Origin of the sequence: Pseudarthrobacter sp. PS3-L1 (assembly GCF_030063285.1) — a bacterium.
Taxonomy (GTDB): Bacteria; Actinomycetota; Actinomycetes; order Actinomycetales; family Micrococcaceae; genus Arthrobacter.
In genome coordinates this window covers 81,188-106,939 of record NZ_JASISU010000006.1, presented here as the reverse complement: position 1 = coordinate 106,939, position 25,752 = coordinate 81,188, and the positions used below count along the sequence as shown (strand labels likewise).

Here is a 25,752-nt window from a genome sequence, read left to right as displayed (position 1 = left end):
AAACCAGCCAAAAAATAACCAGACCGCACCACAGGGGCGGCACAACCTGGCATAATTCAACCAATTCATATAAAAAATTGGTATCAATAAACTTGGCACACTATTGAGTTCTCAAACAACAGACACATTCGAATATTTACGAAACAATTATTTTAGTAACTAATTGTTTTTCTCGCTTTTTCTTCGCTGCGATGTTTCAATCTTATTTCATTCATTTGAACTTTGCAAATCCATGTTTTCATCTGGATTTCATCGTTCAAAAGAATTTCCCCACGATAATTCACCGTAATTCTTCATTTTATGTGCCTTGCACATGAAGTATTACTGCTCATTTTGTGGGGGTTTGTCGCCACTCTGCGGCGGCGACTCGAATGACATTACACGTTCGCCACCGGCCGTGCAAATCGGGCGGTGGCGAACGGTTGGCGGGCGTTGAGAGCGCCCTAGGGCGCTGACACCTTAACTTTCGCCAGATTTTTTTTGCCGCGCCTCAGGACCAGGATCTGGCCGTAGAGGAGATCGGATTCGGCAACAATTGCCTCAGGGTCCGAAATCTTGGAGTTGTTGACGTAGGCCCCGCCTTCGCCGACTGTGCGGCGTGCCGCCGAACGACTTTCGGAAAGGCCTGATGCGACCAGGAGGTCGACGATACCCAGCCCTTCCCGCGCGACACTGACCGAGGGCAATTCAGTGGTAGCGGCCGTCAGCGTGGCTTCATCAAGGTCTGAAAGATTGCCGTTACCGAAGAGCGCGGCCGACGCGGCAATGACCTTCTCTGTCGCGTCGACTCCATGCACCAGCGACGTGACCTCGTAAGCAAGCCGGCGCTGTCCGGTCCGGGCAAAGGGACGGTCAGCTGTTTCTGTTGCGATTTCCTCAATCTCGCTGCGACTCAGGAACGTGAAAACCTTGAGCCGGTCAACAACATCACTGTCAGCTGTGTTCAACCAGAATTGGTAGAACGCGTACGGGCTACACATCTGTGGGTCCAGCCAGATGGCATTACCCTCGCTCTTGCCAAACTTAGTGCCATCGGCATTGGTGATCAGCGGCGTGCCCAGGGCGTGCACGTGGCTCCCCTCAACTTTTCGGATCAGGTCCGTCCCGCTCGTGAGGTTGCCCCACTGATCTGAACCACCGGTCTGTAGAACGCAGTTGTAGTCTCGGAACAACTGCAGGTAATCCATCCCCTGGAGCACCTGGTAGCTGAATTCGGTGTAGCTGATACCTTCGTCGGAATTCAGACGGGTTGCAACGATGTCTTTTTTCACCATGGTGCCGACGCGGAAGTATTTGCCGATGCCACGCAGGAAATCGATGGCGCTCATGGGGCCGGTCCAGTCAAGATTGTTAACCATCCGGGCTGCGTTGACCCCCTCGAAGGAAAGGAAACGCTGAACCTGGACCTGGAGGCTGCCCACCCACTCGGCAACAGTTTCAGGGGTGTTGAGGACTCGTTCAGCCGTCTGGCGCGGATCTCCGATGAGCCCGGTAGATCCGCCGACGAGGCCAAGCGGCTTATGCCCCGCAAGCTGGATGCGCCGCATCAACAGCAGCTGGACAAGGTTCCCAAGGTGCAGGCTCGGCGCTGTCGGGTCAAAGCCGCAGTAATAGGTGATGGGATCCCCACCGAGAAGTGTCTCCAGAGCTGCTTCGTCAGTGGATACGTGGACCAGGCCACGCCACCTCAGCTCCTGCCACACGTTGTCAAAGCTGGAATCATTCTGTTGCGTCTTGAGTGAGTCGATGTCAGGCACGACTCTAAGTTAGCAGCTACGACTGTCCGCGTGGCGCAGGACGCAGCGCCACGCGGACACATCCATCAGGGTTCAATTCCGGCTGGGACCGGACCGGAAGCAATCAGGTGGAGCTTCTGGGTTGCGCGGGTCATCGCGACATAGAGGTCTCCCACACGACCGTGCTTCTGGCTCAGCATGTCCCCCGGCTCCAAAATCACCACGCCGTCAAATTCGAGACCCTTGGCATCCCGGGGGCTGATGACAACGATGTCCTGTTCGTAGCTCCCTGCACCATTGCCAATGCGTTTACCGTAGACACTACGCAGGGCTGCCGTTGCCTCAGGCAGCAGGTCACCGTCGGCAATCACGGCCAGCAATCCGCCGTCGAGCGCTTCCAGCTCATGGGGGACGACGTCCAGAAGCCTGTCAATCACGCCGCCAACGGGGACTCGATCAACCTCAGGGAACCATTTACCTTCCCGGACTGCCTTGGGTGCTGAGACCACCAGGCCAGCCGCATTGGCCATGCGGACCGCCGCCTCGGCAATTTGGGCGGGCGTGCGGTAATTGACAGTGAGTTCCTCAAGTTGCCACCTGTCACCAAAGAGCGGCGACAGTGCTGACTGCCAGGAGTTGGCCCCAGCAATGGAGCTTGTCTGGGCAATATCGCCCACAATGGTGAATGACTTCAGCGGGCACCGCCGAACGAGGAGTCGCCATTGCATGGGTGAGAGTTCCTGCGCCTCATCAACCACAATGTGACCAAACGCCCAGGTCCGGTCCGTCGTGGCGCGCTCGGCAGCGGTCAGTCTGGTCTCGCGCTCCTGGTTGCCGTCCATCAATTCCTCAGCCGAGACAAGGACATCCACACCTGCAGCCTCCATGTTGACAAGTGTCTGCTTGGCATTGGCCAAGTCCCGAGCTCTGTCATTTTCCTGCTGCGCCATGGCGCGTCCCGCAAGTGGGTCCAACTCCCCCAGCAGTTCCGCCGCCTCGTCCAGCAGCGGTACATCGGATTCAGTCCAGGGCGCATCAACGGGCCGCCGCAGGGCATCACGCTCCACGGCCGTCAGTCCCGGAGCACAGGCGTCAAGAATTGCAGGCTTGCTGAAGAGCTCGGAAATCAGCTTCTCCGGAGTCATGGGCATCCAGCACAGGTTCAGGACCGTGCGGACATCACGTGCACTGCGGACATCTTCCGCAAGATAGGAACGGTCGGCGTTGTTGCCGAGGTTGTTCTCCTCAACCAGCTCCGTCATCTGTTCCGTCAGCTCACGGAGCATGATCTTGATGAAGGTCAGGCGCGCCTCGTTATGCGGCTTTCCGGTGTTGCGAGCCCGGTCAAGGGCGCGCCGGACTTGGCGCGGTGTCAACAGAAGCTTGCGACCATCCACCTCGAGGTATCGCGTGGCAGCCGGGATACGTTGCCTGTTGGCTACGGCATTGGCCACTACCTTCGCCATGCTGAGGCGTCCCTTGATGGCAGCGACGTCGGATTCGGCCTCCGGGATGGCCGTGATGCCGGGCATCAGGCGGCCAACGCTGGCCATGACCACGCCCGTCTCACCGAGCGAAGGAAGGACCCGTTCGATGTACCTCATGAACGATGACGATGGACCCACCAACAGCACACCGGCCGTCTTGAGTCGCTCTCGATGCGAGTAAAGAAGGTATGCGGCACGGTGCAGCGCCACGGCCGTCTTGCCTGTACCGGGACCACCCTGCACCACCAGTGCCCCTGACATGGGTGACCTGATGATACGGTCCTGCTCCGACTGGATGGTGCCTACAATGTCAGACATGCGACCGGTGCGCCGCGAATTCAGCGCCGCCAGCAGCGCACCTTCACCCTGCAGCGCTTCCTGGTCGAGCAGCAGCTCCGAATCAAGGACGTCGTCTTCGATTGCCTTGACGTCCCTACCCTGCAGGATCAGGTGCCGGCGCCGGCGCACGCCCTGCCTGTCGAAAGCGGTCGCCTGGTAGAAGTGGCCTGCTTCCGGAGCGCGCCAGTCGATCATGAGGCGCTGCAGGTCCTCGGTACTGAGCCCAATTCGCCCAATGTATTGGGCCTCGCCGGAGTCCAGATCAAGCCGGCCAAAAACCAGCCTGTCATCCACGGCATCAAGCTGCGCAAGGCGGTCCTCGTATAGCGCAGCAAAAGCGTCACGTTCGGAAACGTTCTGCATGGTGCCCACGGCACCAGAACGTCGGACCTGCGCAAGCTGGAAGCGCTTTTCGGCGCGCAGCTCATCCAATCGGGTGTATAGGCCCGCAACATAGTCCTGCTCTTGGGCCAGATCGGCATCGTGCATCGAGGCGTTCCCCTATCGCAATTTACGGACCGTTTATTCTACTCCCAATTCGGTGAACGTGGCCCAAACTCCGGGTTCAGCGGGCAGTACTACCCCTCTCCGATCTCGTTCTGTCTTTCGCGGCGCGGTAAGCGGACACTGTTGGGTCCGCGGCAATCCAGAAACGCCAGGGATAGGCCCCCGATCCACCAGGACCCGAAACTCCCGTTCTGGGTCCGGAATGGACGGAAATGTCCGACGGCGGCGCCAGCTCCAACGAGTAGCGGCCGGACAGTGCGTCCTTACCGCTGTCCTCGGTGGTCAGTGCCAACGCTTGCGCAAGGCGGGCGGGTCCCCGCGCCAGATCGCGGTCAGTACGTGCGGCCAATCGTCGGCTGCGGGCGAGGTGGTGACCGGTGACCACCTCGCCCGCACGTAGAAGGACTGCCGCTGCCTGCCCCTCCGGGCCGCACGCAATATTGGCGCAGTGGTGCAAACCATAGGTGAAGTAGACGTACAGCATGCCAGGGGGACCGTACATCGGAAGGTTGCGGGTGGTTGACCCTCGAAATGCGTGGGACCCAGGATCCGGCGCTGCGGAATCTCGTTCACCTAGGTAGACCTCAAGTTCAGTCAGCCGGACGCTCACGCGGCCAGCAGGGGTCTCATGGCTGAACACCGCACCCAGGAGCCGCGGGGCCGTCACCAGTGGATTCTGCGACAGTAGCGAACGCAACCCTTCGGCTGGCGATTCGGCGTGGGGGAACTGTTCCTCGGTAGCCATGGCCCCGACACTACGTGGCCGCGGTGGAATCAGCGGTTCCCAAGAGGGATCCATGCTGCCACGGTCATGTCCGATTTCCGCTAGCGGAGGCCTTGCCGGGCTGCAAGGATGGCTACATGGACTTCCTGCAGCGCTACCGGGCGATCGACACGCGTGATCCCCGATTTGACGGCCAGTTCTTTACGGCAGTGCGCACGACGGGGATCTACTGCAGGCCGTCCTGCCCGGCCCGAACGCCCAAGGCCTCGAATGTTAGGTTCTACGAAACATCAGCCGCCGCCCACGATGCTGGCTACCGGGCCTGCAAACGCTGCCTCCCGGAGGCCGTACCGGGAACCCCCGCCTGGAATCTTCGATCCGACACCGCCGCACGTGCCATGCGGCTGATCAGCGACGGTGCACTGAACCATGAGGGAGTCGGCACACTGGCGAAGACCCTGGGGTATTCGGCCAGGCAACTGAACCGGATCCTGACCGCGGAGCTCGGCGCCGGGCCCTTATCCCTGGCACGTGCCGCCCGCGCCCAAACGGCGCGGACACTGCTGGTGTCCACCCAGCTACGCTTTGCCGACGTGGCCTTCGCCGCGGGCTTCAGCAGCGTCCGACAGTTCAACGACACCATGCAGGAAGTTTTTGCGCTGACGCCCACGGCACTTCGGGCTACAACACGGGACCGTGGTGGGACCACCGGAACCGCGCTGCGCCTCGCCCTGCCATTTCGGGCACCCTTTGATCCCGGAATCTTCAGCTTCCTCGCGGCACGGTGCGTCCCCGGCATCGAAGTAGGGACATCAACCTCCTACTCCCGGGCACTGGGAATGCGCAATGGACCCGCAGCATTCACCGTCAGCCTTGATCCGCAGCGGGCCAGCGCACCACTGCAGCTTGCCATTCACACAGTGGATCTTCGCGATCTTTCGTCCCTGCTGAGCCGGGTCCGACGGCTGCTGGACCTCGATGCCGACCCCGTCGCCATTGACGCTGCGCTCAGCATAGACGCCCGCTTGGCCGGGACAGTCGGGGGCACTCCCGGTATTCGCATGCCCGGTGCCGTGGATCCCGCTGAGCTGTTGGTGCGTGCCATGATCGGGCAGCAGATCACCGTCGCTGCCGCCCGAACATCCCTGACGGCGGTGGCAGTCTGTGGTCAGTCCATCAAGGAGGCGGCCCCGGGGTTGGACAGGCTGTTCCCGACACCGCACCAGATCGCCGAGACCGGGTGGGAGGCAATCCGCGGCCCCCAACGTCGGATTGACTCGATCAGGAATGCCGCAGCCATGATGGCTTCCGGCGATCTGGCATTCGGCTATGGCGACACTGTTGAGACCCTGGAACAGAAGCTCCTGCCGCTGCCTGGCGTGGGGCCTTGGACTGTGGGGTACGCCGCCATGCGGATCCTGGGCGCACCGGACGTATTCTTGGCCAACGATGCCGCCGTCCGCAACGGCATCAAGGCACTCTCCACCGAGGTGACTTCTGGCAGGCCAGCAGGCGCCGATCCAGAATTCAGGCTCGTGAGCCCGTGGCGATCCTATGCCACCCTGCATCTGTGGCGGGCAGCAGCAGCCCCCTGCGCGCCAAGCGCACCGCCACAACCCGCAACCACGCGAACCCGAGAGAAAGCAGCACAGTGACTGCACATGTCATGACCATGTCTACCCCTGACGGTCCGTTCACCATCATTGCGGAAAATCAGGCTGTTCTGGCTTCCGGCTGGACTGCCGACCCCGCTGACCTGACCGGACAGATTCACCGGGTATTACTGCCGGCCCAGCTGATCTTTGTGGAGGAGCTGGGACCCATTTCCACAGCAGTCGAACGCTTTTATGACGGCGATCCCTCACCTGCCATGATGGTTCCCGTCCGGCAGTATTCAGGACCGTTTCGGGTTGCTGCATGGGACGCACTCAGGATGGTGCCACCAGGTCAGCCCGTGACCTACACTCAATACGCGGCTCTGGCGGGCCGTCCCGCTGCAGTGCGCGCGGCAGCCAGCGCCTGCGCTTTTAACGCCGCAGCACTCTTCGTTCCGTGTCATCGCGTGATCAGGACAGATGGGACACTGGGCGGTTTCCGGTGGGGCCTGCGAATCAAGGAAAGTCTTCTTGCACGCGAACGCGCGTGATGAAAGCCGGCGTTATTAACCCTAGTGAACTACCAATGCCTGTTCACCTGGGAACCTCGCTTAGGTTGCGGCGCCGTAGCGGTGCCGGATGTGATGCCTGTCATGGCTTGCCTGCCAGAATTCGATCTCGGCCGGGATCACGGCGTAGACCTGCCACTGCGGGTTGGTCTTGCCGTCTGCGCCGGGCCGCTGCGCCCAATCCTCTGCAGAGGCTTCGGCTGAGAGTTCCGCCACAGAGCCAACAACGCGCACTTGGCGTCCCTGCGAGGGCCAATAGAAGTTCAGTGCGCCGCAAGGCGTGGCACTCAGTTCCCTACCCTTGCGCGACGTACGGGCAGATGCCACCTGCCAACCGGACTCATCGATGTCCTTCAAGATCAGCATCCTTGACGACGGCTGGCTGTCCGGCCCCACCGTGGCAAAGCTACACGCGTGCGGCTGCCGCTCCCCCGCGGCGAGAGCCTCATCCAGCCAGGACCTGAAAAGTTCGGCAGGATCCGCTGGCGCGCTGCCGGGATCAAAGGTAGGAAGGTCTGCGGGAAAATCGGGGAGGGCACGGAGTCGCTGGCGGAACGTTTCACTCATGGCACCACCCTAGGGCACCCGCACATGCTTCTGGTGCCCAGGCCTTCGAGGCGGACACAGTGAAGACGCAAAAACCCCGCAACTGCCCTGGAGGACAGCTGCGGGGTCCGCGAAAGTCTGGTCAGCCGGCGTACCCGCGCACTTCCGCCAGCTCAGCTTCCAATGCGGCAAACTGACGGACGACGGCGGCTGGAGCAGTACCACCCTGGGAGTTCCGGCTGTTCAGGGAACCCTCAGTGGAGAGGACCGTCCGAACGTCCGGCGTCAGGTGCGGGGAAATTGCCGCGTACTCCGCATCCGTCAGGTCCCACAGTTCAACACCTCGGGATTCGGCCTGCTTGACTGCTGCACCGGAGAGCTCATGTGCGTCACGGAACGGCACACCCTGGCGGACCAGCCACTCGGCAACGTCCGTCGCCAGCGCGAAGCCCTGCGGCGCAAGTGCGGCCATCCGCTCAGTATTGAAGGTGAGGGTGGCAATCATCCCTGATACGGCGGGCAGGAGCACCTCAAGGGTGTCCGCAGCATCAAAAACTGGCTCTTTGTCTTCCTGGAGGTCGCGGTTGTAGGCCAGCGGAAGGCCTTTCAGGGTCGCCAGCAGTCCTGTGAGATTTCCGATCAGTCGACCAGCCTTGCCGCGGGCCAGTTCAGCAACGTCCGGGTTTTTCTTTTGCGGCATGATCGATGAACCCGTGGAGTAGGAATCGTGCAGGGTAACAAAGGAGAATTCCTTGGTGGCCCACAGGATCACTTCCTCCGACACCCTGGAAAGGTCCACGCCAATCATCGAGCAGACCCACGCGAACTCGGCAAAAACATCACGCGATGCCGTGCCGTCAATCGAGTTGTGCGTCGCGGAAAAGAACCCAAGTTCAGCAGCCACGGCCTCCGGGTCCAGTCCCAACGAGGAGCCGGCAAGGGCTCCCGAACCGTAGGGCGAGACACCTGCGCGCTTGTCCCAGTCCTGGAGCCGCTGGACATCTCGCAGCAGGGCCCAGGCGTGGGCCAAAAGGTGATGGCTCAGCAGGACCGGCTGGGCGTGCTGCAGGTGGGTGCGGCCAGGCATGGCGACACCCTGGTGGGCCCTGGCTTGGTCCACCAGTGCATCAATTGTCGCAAGGACGCCGCGGGCCACAATTCGGGCATGGTCGCGGAGGAACATGCGGCCCAGTGTTGCCACCTGATCATTGCGGGACCTGCCAGCACGGAGCCGCCCGCCCAATTCGGACCCGGCCCGCTCAATCAGGCCGCGTTCAAGGGAGCCGTGGACATCCTCATCGGATTCAGCTGGCAGGTAGGCGCCGGAGGCCACGTCCTGGTCCAACGCGGACAAGGCGGCCAGCATACCTTCCAGCTCACCGGCGTCCAGCAGACCTGCGGTGTGGAGGACCCGCGCGTGGGCCTTGGAGCCAGCGATGTCGTAGCGTGCCAGACGCCAGTCGAAGTGCGTTGACTTGCTCAGGGCGGCAAGGGCGTCGGCAGGTGCACCGGCAAACCGGGCACCCCACAGCGCGCCCTGGTTGGTTCCCTTGTGGTCAGCCATGGGGCTACTGTCCCGCGACGCGGATATCGCGACCGGACGCTACCTTGGCGGACATGCCCCACAGTTCAATGAATCCCTTGGCCATTGACTGGTCGAAGGTGTCGCCGGTGTCGTAGGTTGCCAGGTCGAAGTCGTACAGCGAGGTACCGGAGCGGCGGCCGGAGACGACTGCCTGACCGCCGTGGAGGGTCATCCGGATATCTCCCGTGACGTACTTCTGGGTTTCGTCAATGAAGGCATCCAGCGAACGCTTGAGCGGCGAGAACCACTGTCCGTCATAGACGAGTTCGGACCAGCGCTGGCCCACAGTGGCCTTGAAGCGTGCCTGTTCGCGCTCAACGGTGATGTCTTCAAGGTGCTTGTGTGCGGTGATCAGGGCCATGGCGCCGGGAGCTTCGTAAATCTCGCGGGACTTGATCCCCACCAGACGGTCTTCCACAACGTCGATCCGGCCTACACCCTGGGCGCCGGCCCGTCGGTTCAGTTCCTGAATTGCCTGCAGCGGGGTGACCTTGACGCCGTCGAGCGCAACCGGGATGCCAGCCTCAAAGGAGATGATGACTTCATCCGGCGCAGGCGGGAATTCCGGTGTAGCTGTGTAATCGTAAATATCCTTGGTGGGACCGTTCCAGATGTCTTCTAGGTAGCCGGTCTCTACTGCGCGGCCCCAGACGTTCTGGTCGATGGAGTACGGGTTCTTCTTGGTGGTTTCAATGGGAAGTCCCTTCTCCTCGGCGTAGGCAATGGCCTTGTCGCGGGTCAGGGCGAGGTCGCGAACGGGGGCGATGCACTTGAGGTCCGGCCCGAGTGTCTGGATGCCCACCTCGAAACGGACCTGGTCGTTCCCCTTTCCCGTGCATCCGTGGGCCACGGTGGTGGCGCCGAACTCGCGGGCAGCCTTGACCAGGTGCTTGACAATTACCGGTCGGGAAATAGCGGAGACCAGCGGGTAGTGGCCCATGTAGAGGCCGTTGGCCTTCAAGGTCGGCATGCAGTAGTCGTTGGCGAACTCGTCGCTGGCATCCGCAACGTAGGCCTCGACGGCGCCGCATCCAAGTGCGCGCTGGCGGATGGTCTCCAAGGACTCGCCGCCCTGCCCGACATCGACGGCGACAGCAATGACTTCTGCCCCTGTTGCCTCGGCAATCCAACCGATGGCTACGGACGTATCAAGGCCACCGGAGTAGGCCAGAACAATGCGTTCAGTCATGGAAAATCTCCTCGATCTGGGCCGCGTCGCAATGACGCACACCGTTTACTAATTATTATTCATAAGTCTACATAGATATACATACAGTGCAAGGCCAGAATCCTAGGTAGCTGCGAGCCTCCACAGCGACGTAACCTCTGCGGACCTGGCAGCAAAGAGTGGGTCATTGGGGTCCGACGCCTTGGCGTGCGTGGGCTTGGTATCCAGCCTGTCCAGAACGGTGAGCCCGGCCGCACTGATGGCTTCGAGGAGTTCCAGGCGCGTCCGCAGGCCAAGATGCTCCGCCAGGTCCGAGAGCACCAGCCAGCCTTCACCCCCGGGATCCAGGTGGTCCGGTAGCTCGCTCAGGAAACGGTGCAGCATCCGGCTCCCTGGATCATAAACGGCGCTGTCCAGTGACGAGTGGGGCGTGGCTGGAATCCAGGGCGGGTTGCAGACCACCAGCGGCGCGCGGCCAGCTGGAAACATATCACCAAGGATCGCTTCTGCCTGCTCCTGAACACCCAGCGTGGTGAAGTTCGCGGCAGCGCAGGAAATTGCCCTGGGCTCATTGTCGGTTGCTATCACCCGCTGCACGCCACGGCGGGCCAATACGGCTGCCAGCACGCCGGTTCCGGTGCCAATGTCGAACGCCACTGTGGTTGCCGGCAGCGGCGCAAGGGCCACAAGATCCACATACTCGCTACGGGTGGGGAAAAAAGTCCCGTAGTGCGGATGGATCCGGGCTTGCAGTGCCGCAACAGGAACACCGTTCCTGCGCCATTCGTGTGCACCAATAGCCCCCACCAGCTCGTGGAGCGAAACCACTGACGGTTCGCTGATCTCACCGTACGCTTCCTGCGCGGCTGCGCGGAGGTCCGGAGAACGCCGCAGCGGCACTACTGGGCCGGGGTTCAGCGGAACAAGCAGCATCCCCAGGATTCGCGCCCGGTGTGAACGCGATTGCCGGTGACGGTAGAACCCATCCGCAGGAGACGCAGCAGTTTTCCGTTTTCCGCCACCAAGCCTGCGGTCCAGTGCGTTGAGGATCTGGCGGGCATTGTGGAAGTCACCGAGCCAGAGCATGGCAACTCCCTGGGAAGCCATCCGGTTGGCGTCATCTGCTGTCAGGGAATCGTCAACAACCTCCACACGGACAGGCATTGGCCGCTCGTTGGCCGTACGCCACCGGGCAGAACGGCTCTCCCCATCCACGGCCCAGGTCACAAGCGGCCCCGCAGCGGCAGGCTGTGTCATGTCCGCCCGGGTGGATGGAGCTGTGAAATCTTCCGTGGCTTCGGTGGACACGGCTGACAGCCCGGAGCAGTCCGGTTCGTGGCCTGTGGGGGTGTTGATGAGGATTCCTATCCCAGGATCTGATGCGTCGATCAGGGACCGAGCGCTGAGCTGCCGGGCGCGTGGGGCCGACATCTCATTCTAGACAGTGCAGCCAGATCCCCCGTGCCCGAGCCTCCAGCGAGTAGCGCCTTTTCGGACTAGCCCAGCGTAGTCTCGGCCATGGACAGGAACTTGGCGGCAAGCGCCGTTCCACCATCAGGATCGCGTGCCACCAGCACAATGGTGTCATCGCCCGCAATGGTGCCGAGCACCGAAGGAATGACCGAGTGGTCAATGGCTAGGGCAAGGAAGTTGGCGGCTCCAGGCGGCGTCCTGAGGACAACAAGGTTTGCCGATGCTTCGGCGCTGACCAGCAATTCACCACACAGCCGTTCCAGCCTGGCGTCGAGGATCTCCTGGCCCACACCGCTTCTGGCCCCCCGTTCACCGCCCTCACCAGGAACGGCATAAACAAGTACACCTTCCGTGCCGCGCACCCGTACCGCACCAAGTTCCACCAGGTCACGGGAGAGCGTTGCCTGGGTGACCTGCACGCCGTCGTCCGCCAGCCTCGCCGCCAGCTCAGCCTGCGAACGAACGGATTCCCCGGTCAGGATGGCCGTGATGCGCGCCTGCCTGGCCGTCTTGGTGGCCGGGCTGATGCCTGTGCCGGAAGGGGTAACGCTCACGCCTGAGCCGCCTCCGTCGCGGCGCCAAGGGCGGGAAGACCAGCCACTACGGCAAGGCCGGACTGATGCAGCAGCCAGGCCATAAGAGCCTTCTGCGCATGCAGCCGGTTCTCCGCCTCGTCCCAGACCACTGACTGCGGACCGTCAATAACTGAGGCGGAAATCTCGTAGCCCCGGTACGCCGGAAGGCAATGCAGCACAACGGCACCCTGGGATGCTTTGGCCATGGCGGAATCGTCCACCGAATACTCCTGGAACAGCCGCATACGCTGTTCCTTTTCCGCCTCCTGCCCCATGGAGACCCACGTGTCAGTGGCAACAACGTCCGCCCCGGTAAGCGCTTCGGTGGCGTCTGTGGTGATGAGGACCGAGCCGCCGGTTTCAGCGGCGCGCTCTTCGGCAGCGGCAACTATTGCTGGGTCAGGAAGATACCCTTCAGGCCCGGCAATCCGGACGTGCATTCCTGCAGTGACCCCAGCCAGCAGGTAGGAGTTGGCCATGTTGTTGGCCGCATCCCCCAGATAGACCATGGTCAAGCCCTTGAGCTCACCCTTGTGTTCACGAACCGTGAGGAGATCGGCCAGGAGTTGGCACGGGTGGTAGTCATCGCAGAGGGCGTTGATGACCGGAACAGCGGCGTTCTCCGCCATCTCCACCAATCCTGCATGAGCTCCAGTACGCCATACAATGCTGGTGACCATGCGCTCCAAGACCTTGGCGGTATCCGTGACGGATTCCTTATGCCCAATCTGCGCTTCGCCGGGGTTGATGATCAAGGCGTTGCCACCCATGTCTGCGATGCCGGTGGCAAAAGAAACCCTGGTGCGGGTGGAGGTCTTGTCGAAGATGACCGCCACTGTTTTTCGGCCAGCTCCCTCCGCGGCGAACGGCTGGACACTGTACGGGGCAGCCTTCATGCGCAGCGCAAGGTCCAGGACTTCCGCCTGCTCCGCACCCGTGAGATCAGTGTCCTTGAGAAAGTGGCGTGTTGCTGTTGTGGTCACAGGGTGTCCTTCGCGCTCTGGAGAATGGCAGGGAATGCAGTGAGGAATTGGTCCGCCTGGTCCGTGGTGAGGATCAGGGGCGGGGCCAGCCGGATGGTGTGCGGGGCGGGACTGTTAACAATGAATCCAGCCTCCAGCGCGGCAACAACAACGGCGGGCGCGACGGCGGCAGCCAAGTCGAAACCAATCAGAAGTCCCGCGCCGCGCACCTCCGTCACCCCATCGATGGCAGCGAGCCCGGCACGCAGATAATCGCCAACGTGGCGGGCCTCACGGAGGATTCCCTGGGATTCCAGGACATGCAGGGTGGCCAGTGCTGCGGCTGTGGCTACCGGGTTTCCGCCAAAAGTGGTGCCGTGCTGTCCAGCAGACATCAGCGATGATGCATGCTCACCGAAGGTGATCATCGCACCGATCGGGAAGCCGCCGCCAAGCCCCTTGGCCAGGGTCACGGCATCCGGGGTAATTCCCGCAGCGGAACTGGCAAGCCAGGATCCGGTGCGGCCCATGCCGCTCTGGACCTCGTCAAGAATCAGCAGGGCCCCGGCCTCACGAGTGATCTGGCGTGCAGCCTGCAAGTATTCGGCGCTCAGTGGCCGGACCCCGGCCTCGCCCTGGATCGGTTCGAGGAAGACCGCAGCGACGCTGGTGTCCACCGCCGAACGGAGCGCGTTGATGTCTCCGAATGCAACGTGCTCGACACCGCCGGGCATGGGCTCGAAGGGTTCCCTGTACGCTTTTTTTGCTGTCAGGGCCAGGGCGCCCATGGTGCGTCCGTGAAAAGCGCCTTCCAGTGCCACAATGCGGGTTCGCGATGTGCCCTCGCCCGGGGAGCTGTTCAGCCGTGCCAGCTTAAAAGCTGCCTCGTTGGCCTCCGCTCCGGAATTGCTGAAAAAGACCTTGGACCCCGTTGGCGCGCCCGTCAGCTCGAGAAGCTTTTCTGCGAGGGCCACCTGGGTGGGGCTGGTGAAAAAGTTTGACACATGGCCCAGCGTCGCCAACTGGCTGGAGATCACGGATGTGACAAACGGGTGCGCGTGGCCCAGCGCATTAACGGCGATTCCGCCCAGCAGGTCCAGGTACTGACGTCCGTCAGCGTCCCAGACCAACGCGCCAGCCCCGCGGACCAGCACACGCTGCGGCGTGCCAAATACCCCGAGAAGGGACCCCGAGTAGCGTTCCAGCCATTCGGAGCCGCTGGTGGGGTGGCTGCCGTCGACCAATTCCGTGACGGGCGTTTTGTCGATCTCGCTCATGCCATTGACTCCTGGTCGGGGACTACCTGGGTACCGATGCCCGCGGTGGTGAAAGTTTCCAAAAGCATGGAGTGGGCAAGGCGGCCATCAACAATATGCGCGCGCTCCACACCCCCGTCCACAGCTTTGAGGCAGGCCTGCATCTTGGGGATCATTCCCGATTCCAGCGAGGGAAGCAGCGTCCGCAGCTCGGAGGCAGTCAGCGAGGAAACCAGCGATGATCGGTCTGGCCAATTGGCGAAGAGACCCTCGACGTCGGTAAGTATTACCAGCTTGGAGGCACCGAGCGCTTCTGCCAGCGCAGCAGCTGCCGTATCGGCGTTGACGTTGAGGACCTGGCCGGTGGTCTGGTGGCGCGTTGCTTCCGGATCGCCCACAGCCGGAGCAATCTCTGGAGCCACTGTGGAGATGACGGGGATGCGGCCAGCGGCGAGGATATCGAGTATTCCCGCCGGGTTGACGCCCACCACTTCACCGACCAGGCCCAGGTCTATCTCTTCGCCGTTGACAGTGGTTCCGGTCCGGACTGCACGCAGCAGCCCGCCGTCTTCGCCTGACATGCCCACGGCGTAGGGACCGTGGGAATTAATGAGCCCCACCAGCTCGCGGCCTACCTGGCCCGTGAGCACCATGCGGACCACATCCATTGCCTCCGGCGTTGTAACCCGCAGGCCGCCCTTGAACTCGGACTCGATGCCCAAGCGGCTGAGCATGGCGTTGATCTGCGGGCCGCCTCCGTGCACCACCACTGGTCGGATTCCCACATGGTGCAAGAACACGATGTCCTCGGCAAAAGCCCTTCGGAGGTCGTCGTTGACCATGGCGTTGCCGCCATATTTGATCACCATGGTGGTCCCCGCGAATCGCTGAATCCAAGGCAGTGCCTCGATCAGCGTTGCAGCCTTGTTCTGGGCCGCACGCATGGACGTGCTCTCGCGGGCTTGCGCGGTCATGGGTGGATATCCTCTCAGGAGTTGTACGGCTGGGCATGCTCAGCTGGAGTAGGCGCTGTTTTCATGGACGTAGTCGTGCGTGAGGTCATTGGTCCATATCGTCGCTTCGGCGGTTCCAGCCTGCAGATCAATCTCTACCGTGACCTCACGGGATTCCAGGTCCACCAGGGACCTGTCATCGCCAATGCAGCCATTCCGGCAGATCTGGACGCCGTTCATGGCCACGTTGAGCTGGTCTGGGTCGAAGGCTGCATCGGTGGTGCCCACGGCGGACAGCACCCGGCCCCAGTTTGGATCTTTCCCGAAGATTGCGGCCTTGAACAGGTTGGACCGTGCTACGGAACGGCTGACGGTTTCCGCATCCTTCTCCGAGGCGGCGTTGACTGTTCGGATAGCTATGTCGTGGCTGGCGCCCTCGGCGTCGCCAATGAGCTTGCGTGCCAGATCGGCGCAGACTTGGGTCAGTCCCGCACCAAAAATGTCAGCGGACGGAACAGCACCGGACGCACCGGAGGCAAGCAGCACCACTGTGTCGTTGGTGGACATGCAACCATCAGAATCGGTCCGGTCAAAAGTCACCCGTGTGGCATCGCGCAGGGCAACCTCCAGCAGGTCCGGTCCCACGTCCGCATCCGTGGTCAGGACCACCAGCATGGTGGCCAGTCCGGGTGCGAGCATTCCGGCGCCCTTGGCCATGCCACCGATGCTGAATTCTCGACCTGACGCATCAGTGCCGATGTAGAGCGCCTCCTTGGCCACAGTGTCGGTGGTCATAATGGCAGCGGCCGCGTCCGGGCCACCCGTAACGGCGAGCGCTGCCGTGGCGGCCTCAACACCAGGAAGGACCTTGTCCATGGGCAGCTGTTCACCAATCAAGCCCGTAGAGCAGACAAAAACATCCGTAGCGGAGATCCCCAGGGCCGCGGCTACCTTTTCTGCAGTGCTGTGCGTGTTCTGGAAGCCCTGCGGCCCGGTGCATGCGTTGGCACCACCGGAGTTCAGGACCACCGCGTCAACGCGTCCATCCGATACCACCTGGCGTGACCAGTGCACGGGGGCGGCTGCCACCCGGTTGGCTGTAAACACGGCAGCAGCGGCCTTTGCGGGACCATCATTGACCACCAACGCCATGTCGGGCTTGCCTGAGGCCTTGAGGCCGGCTGTTATTCCTGAGGCTCGGAAGCCCCGAGGTGCTGTGATACTCATGGTGCTACTCCCTGCAGGTGGAGGCCAGCCGATTCAGGCAGGCCTAGTGCTATGTTCATGGACTGGACGGCGCCGCCGGCAGTTCCCTTGGTGAGGTTGTCGATAGCGCAGCTGACAATGACACGTCCCACATGTGGGTCAAAGACCAGCTGGAGTACCGCATGGTTGGACCCTTGGACCGACTTCGTCGCTGGCCACTGCCCCTCGGGGAGCAGATGGATGAAGGGTTCCTCGCCGTAGGCGTCACTCCAGGCCTGCCGAAGATCCTCTGCACTCACCCCAGCCTTGACCTTTGCCGTCGCAGTGGTGAGGATTCCCCGGCTCATGGGAGCGAGGGTGGGTGTGAAGGAGATGGTCACGGGTGCTCCAGCGGCGGCGCTGAGGCCCTGCTCGATTTCCGGCGTATGCCGATGCCCCCCGCCTACCCCATAGGGACTCATGGACCCCATGACCTCGGAACCGATCAGGTTCACTTTCGCGGCCTTGCCCGCGCCGGAGGTGCCGGACGCCGCAACGACCACGACGTCGTCGTGCTCCAGTAGCCCTGCGGTAAAACCCGGGGCGAGGGCCAGCAGCGTCGATGTCGGGTAGCAGCCAGGGACTGCGATGCGGCGTGCACCACGAAGTTGCTCGCGATGCCCTGGGAGCTCCGGAAGGCCATAGGGCCAGGTCCCGGCGTGCGGGGAACCGTAGAACTTCTCCCAGGCTGCAGGGTCCTGCAACCGGTGGTCTGCTCCAGCGTCAATCACCAGTGTCCCGGCGGGCAACTGCGCAGCAATCGCCGCGGAGGCTCCGTGTGGCAGCGCCAGGAAGACGACGTCGTGGCCTGCCAAATTCTCAACAGTGGTCTCTTCAAGGATCCGGTCTGCGAGGTCGTGGAGGTGTGGCTGCAGCTCTCCCAGCCTGGAGCCTGCGCTACTGTGGGCGGTGATGGCGCCGATTGTCACGTCGGGGTGTCCAACCAGCAGGCGGAGGACTTCGCCCCCGGCATAGCCACTGGCACCGGAGACGGCTACAGAAATAGTCATTGCCTCATCGTACAGCAAACATATTCACTTGTCCCGATATTTATGCACTCGCGGCATGGAATCCGGGCCCGTCGCAACCTGTCACACTCAAGGCCTCGGACGCCCGTCGCTTCACGAGCGGTCCATCCCTACCTAGGATTGCTGGAGAACGCGAGCGCAGCCAGCAACCTGTCCAGCGAAGGAGAACCCCATGATGCAAGCACTACGCGCGGCACAGGCCGGTGGCCCGGATGTCCTGAAGTCTGTTGAAACTGAGCGCCCCAGCCCCGGACCGGGCCAACTCCTGGTGAAAGTAGCCGCGGCCGGAGTGAACTTCATTGACACGTACCAGCGCAGCGGCGTCTACACCGTGCAGTACCCGTTCATCCCCGGCTCGGAAATGGCTGGAACCGTGGAGGCGGTTGGACCCGGCGTCAAGGACTACTCACCTGGCGACCGGGTGGCAACGGCCGAGGGCACAAACTGCTACGCCGAGTACACGCTCCTGGACCAGGACAAAGCACTTCCGGTCCCGGACGGGCTGGACGACGCATCAGCAGCCGCACTCCCCCTCCAGGGCATGACGGCCCACTACCTCATCAACTCCACCTACCGCGTGGAGCCTGGTCAGACAGTCCTGACACACGCCGGTGCCGGCGGTGTGGGCCTGCTCTTGATTCAGCTGCTCAAGACGCGCGGCGCCCGGGTCCTTACCACCGTATCCACCGATGTTAAGGAAACCCTGGCCCGTTCCGCAGGCGCTGACGAGGTGCTCCGCTACACCAATTTTGCAACGACTGTGCTGGACATTACCGATGGGGTGGGCGTTGATGTGGTGTACGACGGCGTCGGCAAAGACACGTTCGACGATTCACTGAAAAGCCTTCGCACCAGGGGAACAATGGTTCTCTTTGGTGGCGCTTCAGGACCCGTCCCTCCCTTCGATCCACAGCGGCTCAATACCGGCGGCAGTCTCTTCCTGACCCGTCCCACGCTGGCCGATCACCTACTTAATGCCCAGGAACGACGCTGGCGTTCTGCGGAAATTTTCGCCGCGGCCGCAGAGGGCAGCCTGGCAGTGCGGATTGGTGGGAGCTACCCACTGTCCGATGCCGCGCAGGCCCATGAGGACCTGGCCGCCCGCCGGACCACCGGCAAACTCCTGCTGGTACCGGCCCATGAAAACTAAGCTCCGGCACGCTGATGCTCCATTGCCCTCCGACACTTTCCGTTCATGTTCCCGGGGAACACTGCATCAGTGACTGAGAAAATTCAGGCTGTCCAGCCGTCGCAACGGGAGCGCCATTTCCCGCAGCTGCCAGGGGCCGTTGCCGCCCCGCCCGTCCGAACGCTGATCGACATCCTGGACGAGACACTCAGGCTCCACCCCGATGCCTCAGCACTCGATGACGGCACCGCCTCGCTCAGTTATGCGCAATTGATGGCAGCCGTCAAAGCCAAGGGACGGCGCCTGCACCACGCAGGCCTCGGGGCCGGGGACCGTATTGGCATCCGGATCCCGTCCGGAAGCAACGAACTGTATGTCTCGATTTTGGCTGTCCTGCTGATTGGCGGCGCCTACGTACCAGTGGATGCCGACGACCCCGAGGAACGCGCGCGCCTGGTCTTCGGTGAGGCGCAGGTGGCAGCCGTCCTCGGCGCAGACGGAGCCATCAGCAGGGTGGGAACCAGACCTACTCCTTTTCCGACACCCCGACCTGCAGAGCCGGACGACGATGCCTGGGTCATCTTCACCTCCGGCTCTACCGGGACTCCCAAGGGGGTTGCGGTTCCACATAGGTCCTCCGCTGCCTTTGTTGATGCCGAGGCCCGGCTCTTCCTGCAGGAAGAACCAATTGGCGTCCACGACCGCGTCCTTGCCGGACTCTCGGTAGCTTTTGATGCTTCCTGCGAAGAAATGTGGCTTGCCTGGCGGCACGGCGCCTGCCTGGTGCCTGCACCCCGCGCACTGGTCCGTACCGGGATGGATCTCGGTCCCTGGCTCATCAGCCACGGCATCACCGTGGTGTCGACGGTGCCAACCCTGGCGGCGTTGTGGCCTGCCGAGGCCTTGGAGAACGTGCGCCTGCTGATTTTTGGCGGAGAAGCCTGCCCGCCCGAACTTGCAGCACGCCTCGCAGTGGAGGGCCGCGAAGTGTGGAACACATACGGACCTACGGAGGCAACTGTCGTGGCCTGCGCAGCACCGCTCACAGGCATGGACCCCGTGAGGATCGGGCTACCACTGGACGGCTGGGACCTGGCCATTGTGAACGGGGACGGTATACCCGTGGCTGAGGGAGAGATCGGCGAGCTGATTATCGGTGGCGTGGGACTTGCCAGATATCTTGATCCCGCCAAGGATGCGGAGAAGTATGCGCCCATGGAGACCCTGGGGTGGGACCGGGCGTACCGGTCCGGTGACCTGGTCCGGTTTGAGGCACTGGGCCTGATCTTCATGGGCCGGGCAGACGAACAGGTCAAGCTTGGTGGTCGCCGGATTGAACTTGGCGAAGTCGACGCAGCGCTCCAGTCGTTGCCCGGGGTCCGGGGAGCTGCAGCGGCCGTACAGACCACAGCTGCCGGAAATCAGATACTGGTGGGTTACCTTGCTGCAGAAACGGCCGTCCCACCGGATCTGTCCCACCTGCGGACGTTGCTGGGTGAGGCACTGCCAGCTGCATTGATCCCCCTCCTGACGCTGGTGGATTCGCTTCCCACGAAAACCAGCGGCAAAGTCGACCGCCATGCGCTGCCCTGGCCACTGGCCGGTGCACGTGGCGCCGACGTCGATGCTGCCCCCCTGAACCTGCCCGATGATTCCCAGTGGATAACCGAGCAGTGGTCAGCCGTACTGGGCAGCCCCGTAGCAACCCTCGACGCCGATTTTTTCGCTTTCGGCGGCGGCTCCCTCGCGGCGGCGCAACTGGTATCCGCCCTCCGCGTACGCTACCCAAGCATCACAGTCGCTGACATTTACGCGACCCCACGCATTGGCGCCCTGATCGACGTCGCCCGGCTGTCCCTGCCCGGCGGCGTGGCAGCCGTTCCGGCGGCAATCCGCCGAGTACGTCCCACTACTCTGAAGTCCCAAATTTTCCAGACCCTGATGGGCATCCCACTGCACGTCCTGGTGGGTATGCGGTGGCTGACCTATTTGATGGCTGGCAACAATCTCCTCGCCACGTTTGCGGGTTTCAGTGCAGCGGCAACCGTTTCTTGGTGGTGGGTCATTGCCTCATGGCTCGTCTTTGTTAGCCCAGCTGGCCGGATGGCCATTGCCGTGGTGGCTGCCAGGGTCCTGCTGCGCGGAGTTGCACCCGGACGGTATCCACGGTCCGGCCGCGTCCACCTGCGCCTTTGGCTGGCCGAGCAGATCCAGGACCTTGCAGGGGCCGTCAGCCTCGCCAGCGCTCCCTGGGTTCCCTACTATGCCAGGGCCCTGGGTGCCAGCATTGGCCGCGATGTCCACCTGCACTCCCTCCCGCCCGTGACCGGAATGCTCGCACTGGGCAGCGGGGCTAATGTGGAGCCCGAAGTTGATCTATCCGGCTGGTGGATCGACGGGGATTCTGTCCTGATCGGTTCTGTCCGGATTGGCGCGGGTGCCACAGTGGGCGCCCGAAGCACCCTGATGCCGGGCGCCAGAGTCGGTGCGGGCGCTCGCGTGGAGGCAGGATCGGCGGTCCTGGGCAAGGTCAAGGCGGGTCAGAGCGTGGCGGGATCCCCTGCCCGCCGGACAGGAAAGGCCAAAAATGATTGGCCAGAGCATTCCACAGAGGGCCCGTTGCACAGCTGGTTATGGTCTGCCGCCTTCGCTGCAGCCTCAGCTTTCTTGGCATTGATCCCCATCGTGGCAGCGTTGGCTGCCGCTTCAGTTGTCCTCCCGTTCCTGCGGAACAGCACCTCACTCAGCTCGGCCTGGCCACAGGTATTCGCCGCACTCCCCTTGGCTGCACTGGTCTGGTTCATGGGAACACTGTTGCTGATCCTGGCCGTCACCAGGCTGCTCGGACTTGGACTGACCGAAGGCCGCTACCGGGTACGGAGCCGGATCGGGTGGCAGGTGTGGGCCACGGAACGGGTTCTAGACCTGGCCCGCGAGCTCCTCTTCCCGATTTACGCCAGCTTGTTCACGCCGGTATGGCTCAGGCTGCTGGGGGCAAAAATCGGCAAAAATGTGGAGGCCTCCACGGTTCTGCTGCTCCCGAAGATGACCACCGTGGGCGAGGGCGCGTTCCTGGCCGACGACACCATGGTGGCCTCCTACGAACTAGGTGGTGGCTGGCTGAGGATTGCACCGGCCAAAATAGGGAAGCGATCGTTTTTGGGCAACTCAGGCATGACGGCTGCTGGGCGCAGCGTCCCCAAGAACTCACTGGTGGCTGTCCTCTCCGCAACTCCCGCCAAGGCAAAATCGGGTACCTCCTGGCTCGGTAGCCCCCCGGTGCGCCTCCGCCGGACGGCCATTGCCTCGGACGATTCCGTTACCTATACGCCCACCCGAAAGCTCAAGGTTGCACGCGCCTGCTGGGAACTGTGCCGGTTCATCCCAGTAATCCTCACTGTGGGCATTGCCGCAGGCGTGCTGCTGGCCTTCGACGCCCTTTCGCAGTGGCTTGGATATGGCGCAGCAGCTGCCCTGGGTGGGTTGGTGATGCTGGCCGCTGGTGCTGTGGCCGCACTTTCGGCGCTGGTGGCCAAGTGGGTTCTGGTGGGCCGGATCGACCCTGGTGAGCATGCCCTCTGGAGCTCCTTCATCTGGCGCAACGAGGTAGTTGATACTTTCGTTGAGCTTGTCACTGCACCCTGGTTTGCCCGCGCAGCTTCCGGAACGCCTGCCCTGGTTTGGTGGCTGCGGGGCCTCGGGGCAAAAATTGGCAGCGGTGTGTGGTGCGAGAGCTATTGGTTGCCCGAGGCGGATCTTGTGACCCTCGGGGCGAATTCCACCGTCAACCGGGGCTGTGTGGTCCAGACCCACCTCTTCCACGACAGAATCATGAGCATCGACACTGTTACGCTTCAGGACGGGGCAACGATGGGCCCGCATGGAGTCATCCTGCCCCAGGCAGCCATTGGCGCCGGCGGTACCGTGGGACCAGCATCGCTGGTGATGCGCGGTGAACACATTCCTGCCGGAACCTACTGGATGGGCAACCCGGTCAGTCCGTGGACCGGCCCATCCGCCGCGTCAGCAGAAAAAGCAACCCGCCCAGAACACTAAGGCTTCCATGAGTTCTTCCAACGTTTCCCTCGCACCAGCGGATCCCTACATGCCAGATCAGGGCACCGAGGCGTACCGTGTCCTTCACTACGATCTTGAGCTGGACTACAAGCTCGCCAGCAACCGCCTCTCCGGTCGCGCTGTCCTGGACGTGACGGCGCAATGCGAGATGGCCGCCGTCGTCCTTGACCTTGCTGGGCTACGCGTTGTGAAAGTCCTGCTGGACGGCAAGAAAGTCCGTCGATTCAACCAGCGGGCCGAACAGCTGGTTGTAACCCCGGAAACCGCGTTGGTCCCCGGTAAGACGTCCAGGCTGGAGATCCGCTACGAAGGAAACCCGGAGCCACGCAGGGGGCTGTGGGGCGACGTGGGGTGGGAGGAACTGACTGACGGTGTGCTGGTTGCCGGGCAGCCTAACGGCGCGCCGTCGTGGTTTCCCTGCAATGACCACCCCCGCCACAAGTCCAGTTACCGGATCGCTGTGACCACCGACGCCGACTACCGTGCTGTCAGCAATGGTCGCCTCACCAGCCACACGCGAAAGTCCAGCCGTGAGACCTGGGTGTACGAACAGGACGAACCGATGGCCACCTACCTGGCCACGGTCCAGATTGGCCGCTACGCCCTGATCAGCATGTCCGACAACGGGCCAGGAGTTCCACAGAAGGTAGCCGTCAGTGCTGAACTCTCGACGGCGGCGCTTGCGGGACTGCGTCGCCAGCCTGAAATGATGCGCCTCTTTGTGCGCAGCTTCGGTCCCTATCCCTTTGAGGACTACACGGTGGTGGTGGCAGACGACGATCTGGAAATCCCGTTGGAAGCGCAATCCCTGTCAATCATTGGACGGAACCACCTCACACCTGATTGGGAATCGCAGCGACTCATTGCCCACGAACTCTCGCACCAATGGTTCGGCAACTCCCTGACCCTGGCTGCATGGCGAGATATCTGGCTCCATGAAGGTTTCGCCTGCTACGCGGAATGGCTGTGGTCAGAGGAAAGTGGATCCCACAGCGTTGTCCAGCGTGCACGGTCTGCCTGGAAGGGCCTGGCCGAAGACGAGGAAGACCTGATAATCGGAGACCCCGGACCGGAACTGATGTTTGACGACCGGGTCTACAAGCGCGGTGCGCTTGCGCTCCACGTGCTCAGGCAGGCCTGTGGGGATATCGCTTTTTTTGCGCTCCTCCACGAGTGGACGCGGACACGGTCGCACGGTTCCGTTTCGACGGCTGAATTCCTGCTGACGGGTAAGCGCGTCACCGGGCTTGACGTCGAAGCGCTGCTGCACCCGTGGTTGTTCCAGGAGGAACTGCCTGCACTGCCATGAAGAGACCCCTGGACTAAGCGGTTGCGTGGCCCCCTGTTCCGGTGGTGAGCATTGCTGCGCCAGATCCATGGACCATTCAGGTCCAATGCCCCTATCGTCCCGGCCGCCCCCGCACCCTATAGTCGGCGTGGCGGGCACCGCGGAAAAAGGGGCAGTGCAATGGCAGAGAAACAGAGGTCTGTCGTCAGGTTCATGAGCACGACGGACCGTCTGAGAGCTATTTTCGGGCCGGGGCCTGGGCTGGGCATCCCGAGGCTCCACGGGCTCGCAGGCACCGCCCTCCAGCGGACGATGTTGATGTCATGGCTCGCATCGCTTTCCATGTCCTGCGCCGATGCCGATTAGAGTGATTCTGTCGCATCAAGCAGTAATTTCTTGTTGATCCACGATCGAACCAGAAAGAAATCGAGTGACAGGCCCGCCATGCCAATGACGACAAAAAACCATGGGGAGGTGCCCACGAGAATGCTACCGACGGCTACAGCGAGAACAATGATCGCCGAAACGTAACCGTAGATGCGACGTCCCACCGTGGAATCCTTGACCTCCAGTGCTTCACGAAAAAAGTACAGCAACGTAATTCTCCAAGGCGTCAGCAGCGAGTTCCATGACGGTGCAGACTACCAGGATCGCGGATTCACCAACAGTCAAGCGTGGACATCGAAGGAAATGTGTCCATGATCCTGGGACACCTCGCCTCTCGCGCGGCTGCTGCGGTACTGTCCCGTGCTGGCATGTCCTGAGGCGTGTTCTACAGAACCTACTGCTGCACCGCGACGGAAAAACGTCTGTCTCAACCAGGCACGCTCCAGCACCTAGTGGCGCCGCCGTACAGCACAGGTCCCCCGGAGAAGACTGCTGCTGGAATCCTCAACGATGCCCAGGACGTGGTTAACGTCGTTTCTGCCGACGGCGATGGTCACTTCATCCTTGGATCGTAGGTGGGATCGAAGTACGTGGCTGGACACCCCTCGACTGGCGCGTCGGACCGTAGTTCAAAGTGCCAGGCCTCGTTGTCGTAGATCTGGCACAAGCCGTATTTCGCCCCATGTGTGGCGAGCCAGGCGCTCGCGTCCCAGGACCCAATATCAACCGCTTCGCCAGACACATGAGCGGATGTTTTTGCGGTTGCCACCCAACGGGAAGCTTCTTCTTTGGAACCATAGGTGGCGACAGCTTCCTGGAGAAGTTTGCGCTGGAAATCCGCCGAACGCCACCCACTTGTGATGTAAAGCGTAATTCCGGCCCTAGATGCTTCAGTAGAGGCCCGGCCCAGGGCAGCGCGCAGGGCCGGGTCCAGGTTGGAAACTGCCGGGACATCGGAGACGACAGTTGTTTCCGTTGGAACGTCGCCGCCAGAGAAGAATCTTCCTCCCCCGATTACTGAATGGACAGCCACCAGAGCAGCGATGGCAGTCAAGATGGTGAAGATCGTCAAGAGATTCCGTCGGCGTTTTGTTCTTAGTGGTTCGTGATGTGACATGCCGCC

The 25,752-nt window shown here is 62.3% G+C and carries 21 protein-coding genes; 6 read left to right on the top strand and 15 right to left on the bottom strand.

Annotated features, from left to right (window positions below; genetic code table 11):
* Positions 1-443: 443 nt before the first annotated feature.
* The 3 genes from tyrS to QMG79_RS15575 all read right to left on the bottom strand — a co-directional run bounded on the left by tyrS (position 444) and on the right by QMG79_RS15575 (position 4,814).
* Positions 444-1,757 carry a tyrosine--tRNA ligase gene (tyrS, locus tag QMG79_RS15585; RefSeq protein WP_283539536.1) on the bottom strand — a complete coding sequence of 438 codons (1,314 nt, stop codon included), beginning with the start codon at positions 1,755-1,757 and terminating at the stop codon, positions 444-446.
* A gap of 65 nt (positions 1,758-1,822) precedes the next feature.
* Positions 1,823-4,051 carry an ATP-binding domain-containing protein gene (locus QMG79_RS15580; RefSeq protein WP_283539535.1) on the bottom strand — a complete coding sequence of 743 codons (2,229 nt, stop codon included), beginning with the start codon at positions 4,049-4,051 and terminating at the stop codon, positions 1,823-1,825.
* A gap of 76 nt (positions 4,052-4,127) precedes the next feature.
* Entirely contained in the window at positions 4,128-4,814 is a 687-nt protein-coding gene (locus tag QMG79_RS15575; RefSeq protein WP_283539534.1) for a DNA-3-methyladenine glycosylase, read from the bottom strand.
* Positions 4,815-4,930: 116 nt separating this feature from the next.
* Between QMG79_RS15575 and QMG79_RS15570 the strand changes: the two genes are divergently transcribed.
* On the top strand, positions 4,931-6,448 hold the full coding sequence (locus QMG79_RS15570) for a DNA-3-methyladenine glycosylase 2 family protein (RefSeq protein ID WP_283539533.1): 1,518 nt from the start codon (positions 4,931-4,933) through the stop codon (positions 6,446-6,448).
* Between the two features lie 11 nt (positions 6,449-6,459).
* Positions 6,460-6,939 carry a methylated-DNA--[protein]-cysteine S-methyltransferase gene (locus QMG79_RS15565; protein ID WP_502934759.1) on the top strand — a complete coding sequence of 160 codons (480 nt, stop codon included), beginning with the start codon at positions 6,460-6,462 and terminating at the stop codon, positions 6,937-6,939.
* A gap of 60 nt (positions 6,940-6,999) precedes the next feature.
* Here QMG79_RS15565 and QMG79_RS15560 read toward each other — a convergent pair whose 3' ends face one another.
* The 10 genes from QMG79_RS15560 to argC form a co-directional block, all read right to left on the bottom strand.
* Positions 7,000-7,524, bottom strand: coding sequence for a pyridoxine/pyridoxamine 5'-phosphate oxidase (locus QMG79_RS15560; RefSeq protein ID WP_283539531.1), 525 nt, complete (start codon positions 7,522-7,524; stop codon positions 7,000-7,002).
* A gap of 121 nt (positions 7,525-7,645) precedes the next feature.
* Positions 7,646-9,067 carry an argininosuccinate lyase gene (argH, locus tag QMG79_RS15555; RefSeq protein ID WP_283539530.1) on the bottom strand — a complete coding sequence of 474 codons (1,422 nt, stop codon included), beginning with the start codon at positions 9,065-9,067 and terminating at the stop codon, positions 7,646-7,648.
* Positions 9,068-9,071: 4 nt separating this feature from the next.
* On the bottom strand, positions 9,072-10,277 hold the full coding sequence (locus tag QMG79_RS15550) for an argininosuccinate synthase (protein WP_283539529.1): 1,206 nt from the start codon (positions 10,275-10,277) through the stop codon (positions 9,072-9,074).
* Positions 10,278-10,379: 102 nt separating this feature from the next.
* Entirely contained in the window at positions 10,380-11,513 is a 1,134-nt protein-coding gene (locus QMG79_RS15545; RefSeq protein WP_283539544.1) for a N5-glutamine methyltransferase family protein, read from the bottom strand.
* A 239-nt stretch (positions 11,514-11,752) separates the two neighbouring features.
* A complete protein-coding gene (locus QMG79_RS15540) occupies positions 11,753-12,283 on the bottom strand; it encodes an arginine repressor (protein ID WP_283539528.1) in 531 nt (176 codons plus the stop codon).
* Positions 12,280-13,287 (bottom strand): ornithine carbamoyltransferase, encoded by a 1,008-nt coding sequence (gene argF, locus QMG79_RS15535; RefSeq protein WP_283539527.1) that lies wholly within the window; start codon positions 13,285-13,287, stop codon positions 12,280-12,282. Before argF ends, QMG79_RS15540 begins: the two co-directional genes overlap by 4 nt.
* Complete coding sequence (locus QMG79_RS15530) at positions 13,284-14,543, bottom strand: acetylornithine transaminase (protein WP_283539526.1); 1,260 nt, start codon at positions 14,541-14,543, stop codon at positions 13,284-13,286. The genes argF and QMG79_RS15530 overlap by 4 nt, the downstream gene beginning before the upstream one ends.
* Positions 14,540-15,496, bottom strand: a complete 957-nt coding sequence (gene argB, locus QMG79_RS15525) for an acetylglutamate kinase (protein ID WP_283539525.1) — start codon at positions 15,494-15,496, stop codon at positions 14,540-14,542. Before argB ends, QMG79_RS15530 begins: the two co-directional genes overlap by 4 nt.
* A 39-nt stretch (positions 15,497-15,535) precedes the next feature.
* A complete protein-coding gene (gene argJ / locus QMG79_RS15520; protein WP_283539524.1) occupies positions 15,536-16,702 on the bottom strand; it encodes a bifunctional glutamate N-acetyltransferase/amino-acid acetyltransferase ArgJ in 1,167 nt (388 codons plus the stop codon).
* Positions 16,699-17,730 carry an N-acetyl-gamma-glutamyl-phosphate reductase gene (argC, locus tag QMG79_RS15515; RefSeq protein WP_283539523.1) on the bottom strand — a complete coding sequence of 344 codons (1,032 nt, stop codon included), beginning with the start codon at positions 17,728-17,730 and terminating at the stop codon, positions 16,699-16,701. The genes argJ and argC overlap by 4 nt, the downstream gene beginning before the upstream one ends.
* A gap of 190 nt (positions 17,731-17,920) precedes the next feature.
* Here argC and QMG79_RS15510 point away from each other — a divergent pair, with 190 nt between their 5' ends.
* The 4 genes from QMG79_RS15510 (at position 17,921) to QMG79_RS15495 (ending at position 24,608) form a co-directional block, all read left to right on the top strand.
* Positions 17,921-18,898 (top strand): quinone oxidoreductase family protein, encoded by a 978-nt coding sequence (locus QMG79_RS15510; RefSeq protein ID WP_283539522.1) that lies wholly within the window; start codon positions 17,921-17,923, stop codon positions 18,896-18,898.
* Between the two features lie 69 nt (positions 18,899-18,967).
* The gene (locus tag QMG79_RS15505; protein ID WP_283539521.1) at positions 18,968-22,933 is read left to right on the top strand and encodes a Pls/PosA family non-ribosomal peptide synthetase; all 3,966 of its coding nucleotides are present in this window, start codon (positions 18,968-18,970) and stop codon (positions 22,931-22,933) included.
* Between the two features lie 7 nt (positions 22,934-22,940).
* Positions 22,941-24,263, top strand: a complete 1,323-nt coding sequence (locus QMG79_RS15500; RefSeq protein WP_283539520.1) for a M1 family metallopeptidase — start codon at positions 22,941-22,943, stop codon at positions 24,261-24,263.
* 159 nt (positions 24,264-24,422) lie between these two features.
* On the top strand, positions 24,423-24,608 hold the full coding sequence (locus tag QMG79_RS15495; RefSeq protein WP_283539519.1) for a hypothetical protein: 186 nt from the start codon (positions 24,423-24,425) through the stop codon (positions 24,606-24,608).
* Here QMG79_RS15495 and QMG79_RS15490 read toward each other — a convergent pair.
* Both QMG79_RS15490 and QMG79_RS15485 read right to left on the bottom strand, forming a co-directional pair.
* Positions 24,605-24,838 carry a hypothetical protein gene (locus QMG79_RS15490; protein WP_283539518.1) on the bottom strand — a complete coding sequence of 78 codons (234 nt, stop codon included), beginning with the start codon at positions 24,836-24,838 and terminating at the stop codon, positions 24,605-24,607. The two genes, QMG79_RS15495 and QMG79_RS15490, sit on opposite strands and share 4 nt — an antisense overlap.
* Before the next feature lie 344 nt (positions 24,839-25,182).
* Positions 25,183-25,746 carry a M15 family metallopeptidase gene (locus QMG79_RS15485; protein ID WP_283539517.1) on the bottom strand — a complete coding sequence of 188 codons (564 nt, stop codon included), beginning with the start codon at positions 25,744-25,746 and terminating at the stop codon, positions 25,183-25,185.
* Between the last annotated feature and the right edge of the window lie 6 nt (positions 25,747-25,752).

Coding starts and splice junctions, on each gene's coding strand:
- QMG79_RS15560 (WP_283539531.1), bottom strand. CDS start 7,524: ATGAGTGAAACGTTCCGCCAGCGACTCCGTGCCCTCCCCGATTTTCCC.
- QMG79_RS15530 (WP_283539526.1), bottom strand. CDS start 14,543: ATGAGCGAGATCGACAAAACGCCCGTCACGGAATTGGTCGACGGCAGC.
- argB (WP_283539525.1), bottom strand. CDS start 15,496: ATGACCGCGCAAGCCCGCGAGAGCACGTCCATGCGTGCGGCCCAGAAC.
- argH (WP_283539530.1), bottom strand. CDS start 9,067: ATGGCTGACCACAAGGGAACCAACCAGGGCGCGCTGTGGGGTGCCCGG.
- QMG79_RS15580 (WP_283539535.1), bottom strand. CDS start 4,051: ATGCACGATGCCGATCTGGCCCAAGAGCAGGACTATGTTGCGGGCCTA.
- QMG79_RS15510 (WP_283539522.1), top strand. CDS start 17,921: ATGATGCAAGCACTACGCGCGGCACAGGCCGGTGGCCCGGATGTCCTG.
- QMG79_RS15485 (WP_283539517.1), bottom strand. CDS start 25,746: ATGTCACATCACGAACCACTAAGAACAAAACGCCGACGGAATCTCTTG.
- QMG79_RS15570 (WP_283539533.1), top strand. CDS start 4,931: ATGGACTTCCTGCAGCGCTACCGGGCGATCGACACGCGTGATCCCCGA.
- QMG79_RS15565 (WP_502934759.1), top strand. CDS start 6,460: ATGACCATGTCTACCCCTGACGGTCCGTTCACCATCATTGCGGAAAAT.
- QMG79_RS15495 (WP_283539519.1), top strand. CDS start 24,423: ATGGCAGAGAAACAGAGGTCTGTCGTCAGGTTCATGAGCACGACGGAC.
- argJ (WP_283539524.1), bottom strand. CDS start 16,702: ATGAGTATCACAGCACCTCGGGGCTTCCGAGCCTCAGGAATAACAGCC.
- QMG79_RS15500 (WP_283539520.1), top strand. CDS start 22,941: ATGAGTTCTTCCAACGTTTCCCTCGCACCAGCGGATCCCTACATGCCA.
- argC (WP_283539523.1), bottom strand. CDS start 17,730: ATGACTATTTCTGTAGCCGTCTCCGGTGCCAGTGGCTATGCCGGGGGC.
- QMG79_RS15550 (WP_283539529.1), bottom strand. CDS start 10,277: ATGACTGAACGCATTGTTCTGGCCTACTCCGGTGGCCTTGATACGTCC.
- QMG79_RS15575 (WP_283539534.1), bottom strand. CDS start 4,814: ATGGCTACCGAGGAACAGTTCCCCCACGCCGAATCGCCAGCCGAAGGG.
- QMG79_RS15545 (WP_283539544.1), bottom strand. CDS start 11,513: ATGACACAGCCTGCCGCTGCGGGGCCGCTTGTGACCTGGGCCGTGGAT.